This is a genomic window from Janthinobacterium tructae, assembly GCF_006517255.1.
GTDB classification, from domain to species: domain Bacteria; phylum Pseudomonadota; class Gammaproteobacteria; order Burkholderiales; family Burkholderiaceae_D; genus Janthinobacterium; species Janthinobacterium tructae.
The window spans coordinates 3,775,938-3,789,463 of record NZ_CP041185.1; the positions used below are offsets into that span (position 1 = coordinate 3,775,938).

Annotated in this window: 12 protein-coding genes; 6 read left to right on the forward strand and 6 right to left on the reverse strand. The window is 62.2% G+C overall.

What is annotated here, in order from left to right:
- Positions 1–217: 217 nt before the first annotated feature.
- Entirely contained in the window at positions 218–898 is a 681-nt protein-coding gene (locus tag FJQ89_RS16590) for a Fe2+-dependent dioxygenase (RefSeq protein WP_141170972.1), read from the reverse strand.
- Between the two features lie 398 nt (positions 899–1,296).
- Between FJQ89_RS16590 and bfr the strand changes: the two genes are divergently transcribed.
- Complete coding sequence (gene bfr / locus FJQ89_RS16595) at positions 1,297–1,773, forward strand: bacterioferritin (RefSeq protein WP_034745609.1); 477 nt, start codon at positions 1,297–1,299, stop codon at positions 1,771–1,773.
- A 54-nt stretch (positions 1,774–1,827) separates the two neighbouring features.
- Here bfr and FJQ89_RS16600 read toward each other — a convergent pair whose 3' ends face one another.
- The 5 genes from FJQ89_RS16600 to FJQ89_RS16620 all read right to left on the reverse strand — a co-directional run bounded on the left by FJQ89_RS16600 (position 1,828) and on the right by FJQ89_RS16620 (position 9,310).
- Positions 1,828–3,156, reverse strand: coding sequence for an MFS transporter (locus FJQ89_RS16600; RefSeq protein ID WP_141170973.1), 1,329 nt, complete (start codon positions 3,154–3,156; stop codon positions 1,828–1,830).
- The gene (locus FJQ89_RS16605) at positions 3,153–5,039 is read right to left on the reverse strand and encodes an alpha-amylase family glycosyl hydrolase (protein WP_243136090.1); all 1,887 of its coding nucleotides are present in this window, start codon (positions 5,037–5,039) and stop codon (positions 3,153–3,155) included. Before FJQ89_RS16605 ends, FJQ89_RS16600 begins: the two co-directional genes overlap by 4 nt.
- A gap of 15 nt (positions 5,040–5,054) precedes the next feature.
- Complete coding sequence (locus tag FJQ89_RS16610; protein ID WP_141170974.1) at positions 5,055–7,349, reverse strand: TonB-dependent receptor; 2,295 nt, start codon at positions 7,347–7,349, stop codon at positions 5,055–5,057.
- A 310-nt stretch (positions 7,350–7,659) separates the two neighbouring features.
- A complete protein-coding gene (locus FJQ89_RS16615) occupies positions 7,660–8,688 on the reverse strand; it encodes a LacI family DNA-binding transcriptional regulator (RefSeq protein ID WP_141170975.1) in 1,029 nt (342 codons plus the stop codon).
- 7 nt (positions 8,689–8,695) lie between these two features.
- On the reverse strand, positions 8,696–9,310 hold the full coding sequence (locus tag FJQ89_RS16620) for a glutathione S-transferase N-terminal domain-containing protein (protein ID WP_141170976.1): 615 nt from the start codon (positions 9,308–9,310) through the stop codon (positions 8,696–8,698).
- Positions 9,311–9,587: 277 nt separating this feature from the next.
- Here FJQ89_RS16620 and purB point away from each other — a divergent pair, with 277 nt between their 5' ends.
- From purB to FJQ89_RS16645, 5 genes are all read left to right on the forward strand, one after another.
- A complete protein-coding gene (purB, locus tag FJQ89_RS16625) occupies positions 9,588–10,967 on the forward strand; it encodes an adenylosuccinate lyase (RefSeq protein ID WP_141170977.1) in 1,380 nt (459 codons plus the stop codon).
- Positions 10,968–11,153: 186 nt separating this feature from the next.
- Complete coding sequence (locus tag FJQ89_RS16630; RefSeq protein ID WP_070311507.1) at positions 11,154–11,678, forward strand: cytochrome b; 525 nt, start codon at positions 11,154–11,156, stop codon at positions 11,676–11,678.
- 36 nt (positions 11,679–11,714) lie between these two features.
- Entirely contained in the window at positions 11,715–12,269 is a 555-nt protein-coding gene (locus FJQ89_RS16635; RefSeq protein WP_141170978.1) for a YceI family protein, read from the forward strand.
- A gap of 33 nt (positions 12,270–12,302) precedes the next feature.
- Entirely contained in the window at positions 12,303–12,878 is a 576-nt protein-coding gene (locus FJQ89_RS16640) for a YceI family protein (RefSeq protein WP_141170979.1), read from the forward strand.
- A 166-nt stretch (positions 12,879–13,044) separates the two neighbouring features.
- A complete protein-coding gene (locus tag FJQ89_RS16645) occupies positions 13,045–13,314 on the forward strand; it encodes a GlsB/YeaQ/YmgE family stress response membrane protein (protein WP_071075198.1) in 270 nt (89 codons plus the stop codon).
- Positions 13,315–13,526 lie beyond the last annotated feature (212 nt).

Genomic DNA, 13,526 nt, shown 5'->3' on the forward strand with positions numbered 1-13,526 from the left:
CGGCGGCCTTCGCGCCGCTGCCAGCCCGCAAGCACCGCACCCTGTGCCCTGCTTGCTTTTTTGCGCCCTGTTTTCTGTACCAGTCAAGCAACTGCTTGTTTCAGTCTGCCAGCCTACATCCCCGGGCCAGGCAGACTTTTTTTTGCCAGTGCTGCACGCAGTATCGTAAGTCGGATTAGCGCGGCCAAAGGCCACGCGTAATCCGACACCGCCACGATCACATCTCCGCCCACATCCGCAGCAGGTTGTGATAATGCCCCGTCAGACCCACCGTCGCCGGCGAATCGCCGTGCTCGCCGCGCACGCTCTGGATGTTCTGATCGAGCTCGAACAGCATGGTGCGCTTCCAGTCTTCGCGCACCATGCTTTGCGTCCACAGGAAGGAACAGATACGCTCGCCGCTGGTGACGGGCAGCACCTGATGCACGCTGCTCGACGGATACACGATCACGTCGCCCGCCGGCAGTTTTACCTCATGCGTGCCATAGGCATCGACCACCACCAGCTCGCCGCCTTCGTATTCATCCGGCTCGCTCAGGAACACGGTCGAGGAGACGTCGGCGCGCATCGACTGCATGCCGTTTTTCGGCGTGCGGATGGCGCCGTCGATATGCAGGCCATAGTGTTCGCCGCCCGCATAGCTGTTGAAGAACGGCGGCAGGATGCGCAGCGGCAGCACGGCGGCAAAGAACAGCGGATTGGCCATCAGCGCGCGGCTGACGATCTCGCCCAGCTCCAGCGCCAGCGGCGAACCTTCGGCCAGCTGGCGGTTGCGCTTGACTTGCGCCCCTTGCGCCCCGACGCTGGCGCGCCCGTCGACCCAGTCCGTTTGCGCCAGGCGCTGGCGAAACTGCGTCACCTGCTCCGGCGTCAGCACGCCGGGTATATGCAGCATCATCTTGCTATCCTTTTCAGTAAAAATCGCTGCCTGATTATCGCATCGCCGGCAGCGGCCAAGAAGACACAAAAGCAAGAACGGCCCAACATTTCCCGCCTTTTCAGCGCAACCAAATAGCAGCATGAACACGAATGAGAATGGCCTGCATTTTCCTTAACAAATAAAAAACGGGAAAATATGACAATCCATTTGAGAATGGGTTTTATTCGCACGATATTTACGTTAAAAAGACGGAAAGACACCGTTTCGCAGCAAAAAACGCCCATATTTTGCGCTATCATGCGGGCATAGCGAAACCGGCAACCTGCGCGCCACCAGGCAGCCCTGCGCCACCCGGCAGTGAACGCCAGCAGCCTGCGGTTTCATCATCGAACGCGACACAGAACAAAGGAATTCCCATGAAGGGCGATAAAGAAGTCATCCGCATGCTCAACGCACAGCTCACCAACGAACTGTCGGCCATCAACCAGTACTTCCTGCATGCGCGCATGTACAAGCACTGGGGCCTGGAAAAGCTGGGCAAGAAGGAATACGAAGAATCGATCGGCGAAATGAAACACGCCGACAAGCTGATCGACCGCATCCTGATGCTCGATGGCCTGCCTAACCTGCAAGCGCTGCACAAGCTGCTGATCGGCGAGAACACGCCGGAAATGCTGGAATGCGACTTGAAGCTGGAGCGCGCCGCGCACGCCACCGTCAAGGAAGGCATCGCCATCAGCGAAAAAGCGGGCGACTACGTTTCGCGCGACCTGTTCCTGATGATCCTGGAAGACACGGAAGAGCATATCGACTGGCTCGAAACGCAGATCGACCTGATCGCCAAGGTCGGTATTCAAAATTATCTGCAAAGCCAGATGGCGATTGAAGAGTAATCGTTTCGCAGCATCGAAAAAAACCGGCAATTGCCGGTTTTTTTACGTCCGTCCTCAAGTCTTTGTGGCCTGCGGTGGGCGCAGCTTGACGAACAGTACCGCCACCGCCGCGCACAGCAACAAGGCGCCGGCCAGCCGGATGACGTTCTCCGGATTGCCGCCCAGCCAGCTGCGGTAATACAGCGGCAAGGTGAAGATCTGGATGATCATCGGGATGACGATGAACATGTTGAAGATGCCCATGTACACGCCCGTGCGCGCGGGCGGAATGCAGCCGGCCAGCATGATGTAGGGATTGCCCATGATGCTGGCCCAGGCCAGGCCCACGCCCAGCATGGGCAGCAACAGCAGCACCGGGCTGTGGATCAGCGGGATGCTCAGCATGCCCACGCCGGCCGCGCACAGGCACAGGCTGTGCATGCGCTTGGGTCCGAAACGGCGCGTGAACGGCACCAGCGCAAAGGCGGCGACAAAGGCGACGAAATTGTAGAAGGCGCCCACCTGCCCGTTCAGCAGGCCCGCGTCGCGAAAGCCTTGCGACGCGGGGTCCGTCGTGTGGAACAGGGTCGCCGCCAGCGACAGCGCAATGTACTGCCAGTAGCAGAACATGGCGTACCACTGGAACAGGTTGACGAGGGCCAGCTGCTTCATCGTCGGCGGCATCTCGCGCAGGGCCGCGCCGATATCGGCCAGCGTGTGGCGCCAGCCCGGCGGGCGGCTGCGGATGGCCGCCAGCTCGGTCGCCGTGAGCGGGTTTTCCGGCGTCGTCTTCAGGGTCCACAGCACCGAGGCGAGGGAAAACACGGCACCGATCAGGAAGGCGGCGATGACGATGTGCGGAATATGGCTGCCATTGACGGCATCCTTGTTCATGCCCAGCATGACCAGCAGCGATGGCGTCAGGTAGGCCAGCGTTTGTCCCAACCCCGTAAACGCACTTTGCGTGAGAAAGCCCAGCGAATGCTGCTTCTTGTCGAGCTTGTCGCTGACGAAGGCGCGGTACGGCTCCATCGTCACGTTGTTCGCCGCGTCGAGTATCCACAGCAGGCTGGCGGCCATCCACAGGGTGGGACTGAAGGGCATGGCCAGCAGGCCCAGGCTGCAAAGGATGGCGCCGATCAGGAAGTACGGCGTGCGGCGGCCCCAGCGCGTCACCGTGCGGTCGCTCATGGCGCCGATCAGCGGTTGCACGAGCAACCCCGTCATGGGACCGGCCAGCCACAAATATGGCAGGCTCGCCTCGTCGGCGCCCAGGTATTTGTAGATGGGACTCATGCTGCTTTGCTGCAGTCCAAAGCTGAACTGGATGCCGAAAAAACCGACATTCATGTTGACGATCTGCCAGAACGACAGATGCGGACGGTGCGTGCTGGCGTCGCTCATGCTGGTTCCCGTTTTTGCTCTTGTTCCCGCTCCAGCCACAGCATATGCCAGGGCTGCAAGCCTACCGTGCCGGCCAGCACGCTGCCATCGAGGCTGTTGCGCCACTCGCCTGCGGGCAAAGTGAAACGCTGGCTGGCGCCGCTGAAATTGCTCAGGTTGAGAAACGCGTCGCCGCGCAGCAGCGCCAGCACGGCCGGCGTATCGGCGGGCAGCACGCTGCGCGGCGCAGCAGCGGCCAATGCCGGCAAGCGCCCGCGCGCGTCGATCAGCTGGCGCAGCCCCAGGTACAGCCTGCCGCTGGCGCTCACGCCATCGTGGCGCCATGCCAGCAGGCTGTCGTCAAATGCGGGGCGCTGCAGCCAGCGGCTGTCCATCGCCCGGTCGGCGCGCTGCGTGTAGCTGTAATCGTTGGTCATGCCCAGTTCATCGCCCATGTACAGCACCGGCAAGGCGCCAAAGCTCAAGGCCAGGCCATGCAGCAGCAGCAGGCGGCGCAACGCGTATTCCTGCTCCTGCACCGTGGTGGCGCTTTCCAGGCCGGCCAGCGAGGCTGCCATGCCGTTGCTGCCATGCGCCTTGTCGGCACTGCTGCTCTGGAAGGCCGCGCCGCGCGCATAGCTGCCGCTGCCGGGCGTGCCGGCAAAGAAGCGGGCAATGCGCGCCAGGCGCGCCGGCCCGTCCGCGCCCGCTTCATTGAGCAGCACGTTCCAGCCGATATCGTCGTGGCAGCGCACATAACTGAGCCAGCTTGCGGCCGGCGGCAGCGGCGGCGTGGCGGCGATCACCTGCTGCAGCAAGTCCGTGCTTTCCTCGGCCAGCGCGCCCCAGCCGGCGGCCATCAGGCTGCTGTGATAGGCGATATGGCATTCGGGCGCGGCATCGCTGCCAAAGTAGGCGGGCAGCTTGGGTGTGGGCACGATGGCTTCGGCCTTGAGCAATACGCCCGGCGCGACGATGGCGGCAATCGCCCGCAAGGCTTGCAGCAGGCTGTGGGCTTCGGGCTGGTTCATGCAGTCGGTGCCTTCACGCTTCCACAGGAAGGCCGTCGAATCGAGGCGGAACACCTCGATGCCCTTGTTGGCCAGGCCCAGCATGGCGCCGGCCATGGCCGCGAAGACGGCCGGATTGGCGTAGTTCAAATCCCACTGGTATGGGTAAAACGTGGTCCAGACCCAGCGCTGGAGCTCCGGCACGAAGGTGAAATTGCCCGGCGCCGCCTGCGGGAAAACCTGGCCCACGGTCTGCTCGTAGCGGTCCGGCTGCACGCGGTCGGGATAGGTGTGGAAAAAATCGCGCAGCAGCGGATCGCCCGCCTTGGCGTCCAGCGCCCATGCATGGTCGTCGGCCACGTGGTTGAGGATCAGGTCCGAGCACAGGCTGATGCCGGCCGCGCGCAGCTGCGCCGTCAACGCCAGCAAGTCGGCATTGCTGCCCAGTGCGGGGTCGACTTCCTCGAAGCTGGCGACGGCAAAGCCGCCATCGCTTTCGCCGGCGCGCGCACGCAAAAACGGCAGCAAATGCAGATACGTCACGCCCAGTTCGCGCAGGTGGGCAATGCGCGCGGCCACTCCCTGCAAATTGGCGCCGAAGCGCTGCACGTAGGCACTGTAGCCCAGCATGGACTGGCTGGCAAACCAGTCCGGCCGCGCTTCGCGCTGCGCATCCTGCCGCCGCAGTTCGGGCGCGCGCGCCGCGTACAGCCGCCCCACGCTTTCCATCAGGTCGCCCAGCCAGGGCAGGAAGTCCGGCCGCTGGCCATACAGGCTGCCCAGGCGGTCGAGCAAGACCGCCTCCTGGCGCGCATAGCGGCGCGCCGCATCGTCGCGCAAGTGCGTGGGGAGCGGCGCCAGCAGGCGCGCCAAGGGGCTGCGTATCGACATCATGAATCCTATCCTTGCTTAAAATGCGTATTTCAGACTGACCTTGACGGCGCGCCCCGTGATCGAGCGGGCCGCATGGCCATCGCCCTCGACTTCCGTATAGCCGATCTTGTTGAGCAGATTGTTCGCCGTCAGCGCCACCTGCATTTGCGGCGTCAGCTGGTAATTGACGAAGGCATTGAGCACCTGGTAGGCGGGCAAGGTGATCGTGTGCGCATCGTCGCCCCACGACTTGCCCGTGCCGACCAGGCTCGCGCCGAAGGTGGCCGGTCCCCATTCATAGGTGGGCGCGAGCTGGTACACGACACGCGCCTGGCGCCGCGGCGTGTTGCCGATCAGCGCCACGTCGGCCGCCGCCGTGCCCGTGATCTCGGCATCTGTGAATGTCAGGCCGCCATTGATGCGGAAGTCGCCGGCGCTGTAGGCCGCTTCCAGCTCCACGCCCTTGGCTTCATAGCTGTTGGCCGTGCGCAGCTGGGTGGTCGCCTCGTAATTGCTTTCCTTGGTCTTGGCCTGGAACACGGTGACGAAGGTGCTCAGGGGACCTCGCCGCCATTTCACGCCCCCTTCAAGCTGGCGCACGGTGTTCATCGCCACCGGCACGCTGCCATCCAGAGGCGTACCGAACAGGATGCGGTCGGCATTGAACGCCACGCCTTCGCTGACGCGGGCAAACACGGCCAGGTTCGCTTGCAGCTTGTAGTTCGCGCCCAGCGAGTACGAAGTGTGGCCCAGGGTGTAATCGACCTGCTGTACCGTCGATGGCAGATACGCTTGCGCGCCGGTGGCGATATTGGCCGTGCCGCTGGCGTGCTGGCGGTCGCGCCGCAGGCCGCCGTCGAGGTTCAGCGCGCCGCTTTCCCAGGCCAGGTTCAGGTAGGGCGACGTCGTGCGGTATTCCATGTCGACGGCGCGCGAGCAGCAGGCGCCGAAGGCCGGGCCGATGAAGCCTGGCGTGCTGCTGGCCGTCTGCAGCAGCGCCGGCTGGTCGCCCGTGGCCTGCATCAGGTATTCATTGAAGTTCCAGGTCAGGCCCAGCTTTTGCTGCGACAGATACAGGCCGGCCGTGGTGGTCAGCTTGCCGCTGTCCAGAACAAACGTCTTGGCCAGCTTGGTGTCGCTCAGGGTATTGCTGGCGTCGTCGATCGAGGTATTGAACACCACGGCGGAAAACGCGCGGCCGGTGTAGGGCTTGCCCTGATTCGGGCCGCTGGCAAACACATAGCTGCCGTCGCTGCCGTTATTCGATGGGAACACGCCCGTGAAACGGCCCGCATTGTCGGCGTAGCGGAAGTTTTCGCTCACGCTCCAGCCCTGCCCCAGCTTGAACGATGCTTCCAGTCCCACGGTATCGCTTTTGACGTGCAAGCCGTCGTTGACGCGGGTGGCCACGCGCTGGTTATCCTTGTTCAGCACCATGTCGGGCACCCAGTACGGCGAATAGAAACTGGCCTTGCGCGGGTCGATGCCGGCGATTTCCGTGATGCGGCCATTGCGCACGCTGACCGGTACCGGCAGGGCCGTGGGCGACTGGTCGTCGAGGTGCTTGAACGACAGGCGCACGAAGCCGCTGTCGAATTCATGCGTGATATTGCCGCGGATCTGGCCGCCCTTTTCGCTGTTGACGCCACTGTGGCGGATGCCTTCGCCCGTGCGCCAGGAGCCGCCGATGAAGAAGCGCGTGCGCTCCGAGATCGGTGCGCCATAATCAAAATCGACCCTTGTCTGGTCGTAGCCCAGGCCACGGCTGATGGCCACGCTGCCACCCTGCTCCTTGCCATTCTTGCTGATGAAATTGATGATGCCGCCCGGCGAATTGGTGGCCAGGGTGGAGGCCGAACCGCCGCGCACTACTTCCAGGTGGTCCAGGGTGGAATCGATCTTGACGAAGCTGTCGGGCGTGGTGAAGTTGAAGTCGCCGAACTGCAGCACCGGCAAGCCATCTTCCTGGATCTGCACATAGCGCGCGCCGCCGGCGGAAATGGGCAAGCCGCGCACGGTGATGTTGGCATTGCCTTCGCCGCCCGAGGACTCGGCCCGCAAGCCCGGCACCGAGCGCAGGACTTCGGCGGCGCTGGTGGGCGCGTTGTGCAGGATGGTGTCGAGTTCCATGCTGCTGACGGAATTGCTCGATTTCATTTTGGATGTGCCGCCGGTGGTGCCCGTGACCACGATGCGTTCCAGGTTCAGGCCATCGGCGGGAGCGGCGCTGGCGGTGTCGCCGGTCGATTGTGCCTGGGCGGCACCCAATTGCAGCATGGCCAGGGCGACGGCTGCGGCCATGCAGCCGCGTTGAGCAGTACGTGTCTTCATCTTGTCTCCAGTGTTGTATGCCGATACATCGAGGTATCCGCTTGTTATGAGTCCTGGCCGCTGCATGCCGTGGCGCGCTGGCTGAGCCGGTACGTCATTATTCAACGAATAAGAATTTATTGCAATCGATTGCAATCGAGCACTGCAACATGAAAATATTGTTGTTTTTAAGAGATTGCTACGGGCAAAATAGCTGGAAAAATGCGATGAATGAGGCGATAACAGGGCTTTTCATGCTGCGCTGCAGCATGAAAATAAACGGGAAAATTTGAAATTATTGCAATCGGTTGCAACCACTGACAATGGCGCTTCAGCTGCCCGAGGCGCGTACGATCAGCTCGGTTGGCAATTGCTGGGATGGCGCTGCTGCGCCGTCGACCAGCGCCAGCAGCGAGGCCACCAGCGCGCGCCCGGCGGCGCGGATCGGCTGGCGCACGGTGGTCAGCGGCGGGTGGAAATACGCGGCCAGTTCGATATCGTCGTAACCGACCACGGCCACCTGCTCCGGCACGGCCACGCCGCGCGCGCGCAGGGCGCTGATGGCGCTCATGGCCAGCAAGTCGCTGCAGGCAAAGATGGCATCGAACGGCAGGTGGCGGTCCAGCAGTTCCTGCACGTCCGTCGCGCCGCCCTGCGGCAGGAAGGAGCCGGCCACGTACAGCTGCGGGTCGGGCACCAGACCTTGCGCGCCCAGCGCCTGCGCATAACCCTGGTGGCGCTGCGCCACTTCGGGCAGCTTGGCGTCGCCAAAGAAGGCGATGCGCGTGCGCCCCGCCGCCAGCAAGTGTTCCGTGGCCAGCCTGCCGCCGGCGACGTTGTCGCCGCCGACGGTGCAATACAGCTGTTGCGGCAATTGCGCGCCCCACACCACGATGGGCACCTGGCGCGCGGCCAGCTGGTTCAGTTGTTCATGGTGGCGCCACTGGCCGATCAGGATGATGCCGATCACGCGGCCGCTATCGAAAGACTGAGCGGCCGCATCGAGCGTTTCGGCATCCACGCGCGAAATGAGCATGTCGAAGCCCTGCTCCGTCAGCGCATCGGCCAGGCTGCCCAGCATGCTGAGGAAAAAAGGATCGGACAGGTGCTGGCGCGTGGCCGCGTCATACGGCACCACCACGCCGACCGTGCGGTTCTGTTTCAGGCGCAGGTTTTGCGCGCCGATATTGATGGAATACTTGAGCGAACGGGCCAGCGCGATGACGCGCGCGCGCGTCTCTTCGTTGACCAGCGAACTGCCGCTCAACGCGCGCGACACGGTGGACGTCGACACACCGGCCAGGCGCGCGATATCGGCCATCTGCAGGCGTTGCTGCGCCTTCGAATCAGTACCGGTCATCGTACGCTCACTGCGGCACGGTATCCTTGAACGATGGCCGCTCGGACAATTTATCGAACAGGCGCGCCAGCGCGGGATGGTCCGCGCGCCAGTCGATTTCCGGGAAGCGGAAGCTGAGCCAGCCCAGCGCGCAGCCCACGGCCACGTCGGCCAGCGTGTAATTCTTGCCGGCGCAATACGCGCTCTCGCCCAGGCGTGCTTCCAGCGCGGCCAGACCCAGCGTGATTTTGTCGAGCTGGCGCGCGATCCAGGCCGCGCTTTGCTGCTCGGGCGGGCGCTGCGTGCGCTCCAGGCGCACCAGCACGCCCGCGTCGAGAATGCCGTCGGCCAGCGCTTCCCAGTTCTTGATATCGGCCCGCTCGCGGCCATTGCCGCCGGCCGGCAGCAGTTTACAGACGGGCGTGAGCGTGTCGAGGTATTCGACGATGACTTTCGAATCGATGAGCGTGCTGCCATCCTCCATCACCAGGCAGGGCACCTTGCCCAGGGGATTGGCCTGGGCGATGCGGGTTTCCGGCACCCACACGTTTTCCAGCTCAAAGACATAGTCGAGCTTTTTTTCCGCCAGCACGATACGGGCTTTGCGGACATACGGGCTGGCGAGGGAGCCGATCAGTTTCATAGGTACTTTAAGGTAAAGGAGCAGCAATCAGTATAGCATCGGCGGCAGCGGCGTTTGGCAGCACGCACCCGGCGCTCCCCGCAGTGTGGCAGGCATGCCGCATCGGGGCCGGATTCGGCCAGATTGCGGTGCGCCGGAGCCCGACGGGCGGCTGGCCAGCGGCCAGCGGTGGTAAAATCGCCCTTTACTGTGGCGCCGTCAGTGTTGCTGTATTGCAATAGCCCTGCCCTCCCCGCGCGCCACACGCCAACCGTTTCTTTAACTTGCGTCCGCTCTCATGACTTCTACTACTCCGTATTCCACGCTGTCGGCCCTGTCTCCGCTCGATGGCCGCTACGCCAGCAAGACCGATCTGCTGCGCCCGATCCTGTCCGAAGCCGGTTTCATGCACCACCGCGTGAAAGTGGAAATCTCCTGGCTACAAGCGCTGTCGCAAGCCGGTTTCGCTGAAATCAAGCCGTTCTCGGCGGAAGCGAGCGCCCTGCTCGACAAGATGGCAGCCGATTTCTCGGAAGCCGACGCGGCCCGCATCAAGGCCATCGAAGCGGTCACCAACCATGACGTCAAGGCAGTCGAGTACTGGCTGAAGGAACAAGTGGCGGACGTGCCGGAACTGGTGGCGGCGTCGGAATTCATCCATTTCGCCTGCACCTCGGAAGATATCAACAACACCTCGCACGGCATGATGCTCAAAGCCGCGCGCGATGGCGTGATGCTGCCGGCCCTGCAAGGCCTGGTGACCAGGCTGACGCAGATCGCGCACGACAACGCGGACGTGCCGATGCTGTCGCGCACGCACGGCCAGACGGCCAGCCCGACCACCCTGGGCAAGGAATTCGCCAACGTCGTGGCCCGCTTGCAGCGCGCCGTGAAACGCATCGAGCAAGTGGAAATCCTCGGCAAGATGAATGGCGCCGTCGGCAACTACAACGCCCATTTGTCCGCCTACCCCGGCTTCGACTGGCCGGCATTCTCGCAAGCCGTCATCGAACAGCGCCTGGGCCTGGTCTTCAACCCGTACACCATCCAGATCGAGCCGCACGATTACATGGCCGAACTGTTCGACGCCTTCGCGCGCGCCAACACGATCTTGCTGGACCTGAACCGCGACATCTGGACGTACGTCTCGCTGGGCTACTTCAAGCAAAAACTGAAAGCGGGCGAAATCGGTTCGTCGACCATGCCGCACAAGGTCAACCCGATCGACTTCGAGAACTCGGAAGGCAACCTGGGCCTGGCCAACGCCGTGCTGAAACACCTGTCGGAAAAACTGCCCGTCTCGCGCATGCAGCGCGACCTGACCGATTCGACCGTGCTGCGCAATATCGGCGTGGGCCTGGGCTACACCCTGCTGGCCTATGACAGCTGCCTGCGCGGCCTGAACAAGCTGGAAGTGAACCACGCGCGCCTGGCGCAAGACCTGGACGCCACCTGGGAAGTGCTGGCCGAGCCTGTACAAACCGTGATGCGCCGCTATGGCATCGAAAACCCGTACGAGCAGCTGAAAGAGCTGACGCGCGGCAAGGGCATCTCGAAAGAAGCGCTGCAAACCTTCGTCAATGGCCTGGCCATCCCGCAGGATGCCAAGGACGTGCTGCTGACCATGACGCCAGGTAACTACATCGGTATCGCGGCGCAATTGGCCAAGGCAATCTAAGCGACCATCGCACCCCGGATCAGGCAGATCCACTCCCGCGGGGCGGCCAGCATACAAATGCTGCCCGCCCCGCGGTTTTTCCGGTAATCTTTCTTGTAGAATCGGCAGCACACTGCGCAATTTGCTTTTCTTTGGTATATTAGGCCGAATTAGTCCTAATGCGTACTACATTCAAGAAAGCCGCCGATGCAACGCTACACCACCACCGCCATCATCCTGCACTGGCTGACCGCCCTGCTGATCATCAGCGCCTTCGTCATGGGCCTGGTCATGACGGACATTCCCGGCCTGACGCCCACCAAACTCAAATATTTCTCCTGGCACAAGTGGCTCGGTGTGACCGTGCTGGCCATCGCCGCCATCCGCCTGCTGTGGCGCAAGGCCAACGTGCCGCCGCCGCACCCGGCCAGCATGGTTGCCTGGCAAAAGAAGGCGGCCGACGCCATGCACGTGCTGCTGTACATCCTGATTTTCGCCGTGCCCATTTCCGGCTACCTGTACACCCTGGCAGCCGGCGTGCCGGTGGTCTATCTGGGCCTGTTCCAGTTGCCCGTCATCATGGCGCCGAACCCGGAACTTAAGCCGCTCTTAAAAGAAATTCATTATGTTCTGAACATGACAATGGCTGCCGCCGTGGCCGCCCATGTGCTGGCGGCGCTGAAACACCAGTTCATCGACCGCGATGGCGTGCTGAAACGTATGCTGCCTTAACGTCCCCTTGCTCACTGAAACACAGGAAAAAACAAGATGAAAACCACCCAACGCCTCGTCCTCGCTTCCCTGCTGGGCCTGTCCGTGGCCGCCACCGCCGCCACCCTGCTGAAAGTCGATCCCGCCAAGACCAGCGTGTCGGCCGTGTTCAAGCAAATGAACGTGCCCGTGGAAGCGAAGTTCAAGAAATTCACTATCGCCATCGATTACAACCCGGCCACGCCGGACGCCTCGAAGGCGTCGGTGGAAATCGACACGGCCAGCATCGATATCGGCGACCCCGAGTACAACAAGGAAGTGGCGAAGAAAGAATGGTTCAATTCTGCCCAGTTCCCGAAAGCCACCTTTGTCTCAAGCAGCATCAAGGCCGCCGGCGCGGGCAAACTGACGGTAAGCGGCAAGCTGAGCATCAAAGGCAAGACCACCGACGTGACCTTCCCCCTGACGGTGAAAGCCGACGGCGGCAAATATGCGTTTGACGGCGCCCTGCCGATCAAGCGCCTGACCTACAACATCGGCGAAGGCGAGTGGAAAGACACGAGCATGGTTGCCGACGAGGTCACCATCAAATTCCACGTCGCAGCGCAATAGCAACCCCACAACCTGTTCAACTATAGGATCTGCATGAAATTTTCGCACTTGATGATCGCCGTGCTGGCAGCCGCCAGCGCGGGTTCGGCCATGGCCGCGACCGACACCTACAACCTCGACCCGACGCACACCTTCCCCAGCTTTGAAGCCGATCACATGGGCATGTCTGTCTGGCGCGGCAAGTTCAACAAGACAAAGGGAACCGTGACCCTGGACCGTGCCGCCAAAACGGGCAGCCTGGACCTGGTCATCGATGCCGATTCGATCGATTTCGGCCTCGACGCCATGAACACGCACGCGAAAAAAGCGGACATGTTCAATGTGGAAAAATTCCCGGCAATCACCTACAAGAGCAAGTCGTTCAAGTTCAACGGCGATCAGCTGGTGGAAGTCGATGGCGAACTGACCCTGCTGGGCGTGACCAAGCCCGTCAAATTGAACGTGAGCAAATTCAAGTGCATCATGCACCCGCGCTACAAGCGTGAAGTATGCGGCGCCGATGCCAGCGCGGAATTCAAGCGCAGCGACTTTGGCCTGAACTACGGCATGCCGGCATTCTCGCCGGAAGTCAAGCTGGCCATCCAGGTCGAAGCGATCAAGGCCGACTAAACACGGCCTTGCCGCATGACAAGCCCGCCTCGCTGCCCGCAGCCAGGCGGGCTTTTGCATGCACGACGCAAATCCGCTGGACTTTTCTATCGTGCGGCATCAGTATCACCTGGCATGATGTTTTTCTAACATGACACCCCCACTCACCCATCGCGCGGAGGACTGCATGAATTTCATTATCTGGATCGTTATTGGCGGCGTCATCGGCTGGCTGGCCAGCATGGTCATGAAAACCGATGCGCAACAGGGCATCTTCCTCAATATCGTCGTCGGCATCGTGGGCGCCTTTCTCGGTGGCTGGCTGCTGGCGCCGCTGTTCGGCACGGGCACCATCAATAGCGACAATTTCAGCCTGTCTTCACTGCTGGTCTCGTTCCTGGGCGCCGTGATCCTGCTGGGCATCGTGAACCTTTTGCGCCGCGGCAAAATCCGCTAGACCGGCAACACGCCATCGTTCACCACATGTCCGGGCCGCGCAAGCTCCCGGACATTTCCTTGCCGCCAAGACAAGTATGGAAAAATACCACAGCCACCGTACGGAAAAATGCGCGCTGGCAGCCGATTTTCTGCCCCATTCCAGCACAAATAATGCAATTTAAATAATTCGACGTCAACATGCCACCCGGAAAATGTGATTGACTAGTGCGA

Bases quoted from the DNA above. Each gene is read 5' to 3' on its own strand.
- purB (WP_141170977.1), top strand. From the start codon at position 9,588: ATGACTTCTACTACTCCGTATTCCACGCTGTCGGCCCTGTCTCCGCTC.
- bfr (WP_034745609.1), top strand. From the start codon at position 1,297: ATGAAGGGCGATAAAGAAGTCATCCGCATGCTCAACGCACAGCTCACC.
- FJQ89_RS16590 (WP_141170972.1), bottom strand. From the start codon at position 898: ATGATGCTGCATATACCCGGCGTGCTGACGCCGGAGCAGGTGACGCAG.
- FJQ89_RS16620 (WP_141170976.1), bottom strand. From the start codon at position 9,310: ATGAAACTGATCGGCTCCCTCGCCAGCCCGTATGTCCGCAAAGCCCGT.
- FJQ89_RS16640 (WP_141170979.1), top strand. From the start codon at position 12,303: ATGAAATTTTCGCACTTGATGATCGCCGTGCTGGCAGCCGCCAGCGCG.
- FJQ89_RS16645 (WP_071075198.1), top strand. From the start codon at position 13,045: ATGAATTTCATTATCTGGATCGTTATTGGCGGCGTCATCGGCTGGCTG.
- FJQ89_RS16605 (WP_243136090.1), bottom strand. From the start codon at position 5,039: ATGATGTCGATACGCAGCCCCTTGGCGCGCCTGCTGGCGCCGCTCCCC.
- FJQ89_RS16615 (WP_141170975.1), bottom strand. From the start codon at position 8,688: ATGACCGGTACTGATTCGAAGGCGCAGCAACGCCTGCAGATGGCCGAT.
- FJQ89_RS16635 (WP_141170978.1), top strand. From the start codon at position 11,715: ATGAAAACCACCCAACGCCTCGTCCTCGCTTCCCTGCTGGGCCTGTCC.
- FJQ89_RS16600 (WP_141170973.1), bottom strand. From the start codon at position 3,156: ATGAGCGACGCCAGCACGCACCGTCCGCATCTGTCGTTCTGGCAGATC.
- FJQ89_RS16630 (WP_070311507.1), top strand. From the start codon at position 11,154: ATGCAACGCTACACCACCACCGCCATCATCCTGCACTGGCTGACCGCC.
- FJQ89_RS16610 (WP_141170974.1), bottom strand. From the start codon at position 7,349: ATGAAGACACGTACTGCTCAACGCGGCTGCATGGCCGCAGCCGTCGCC.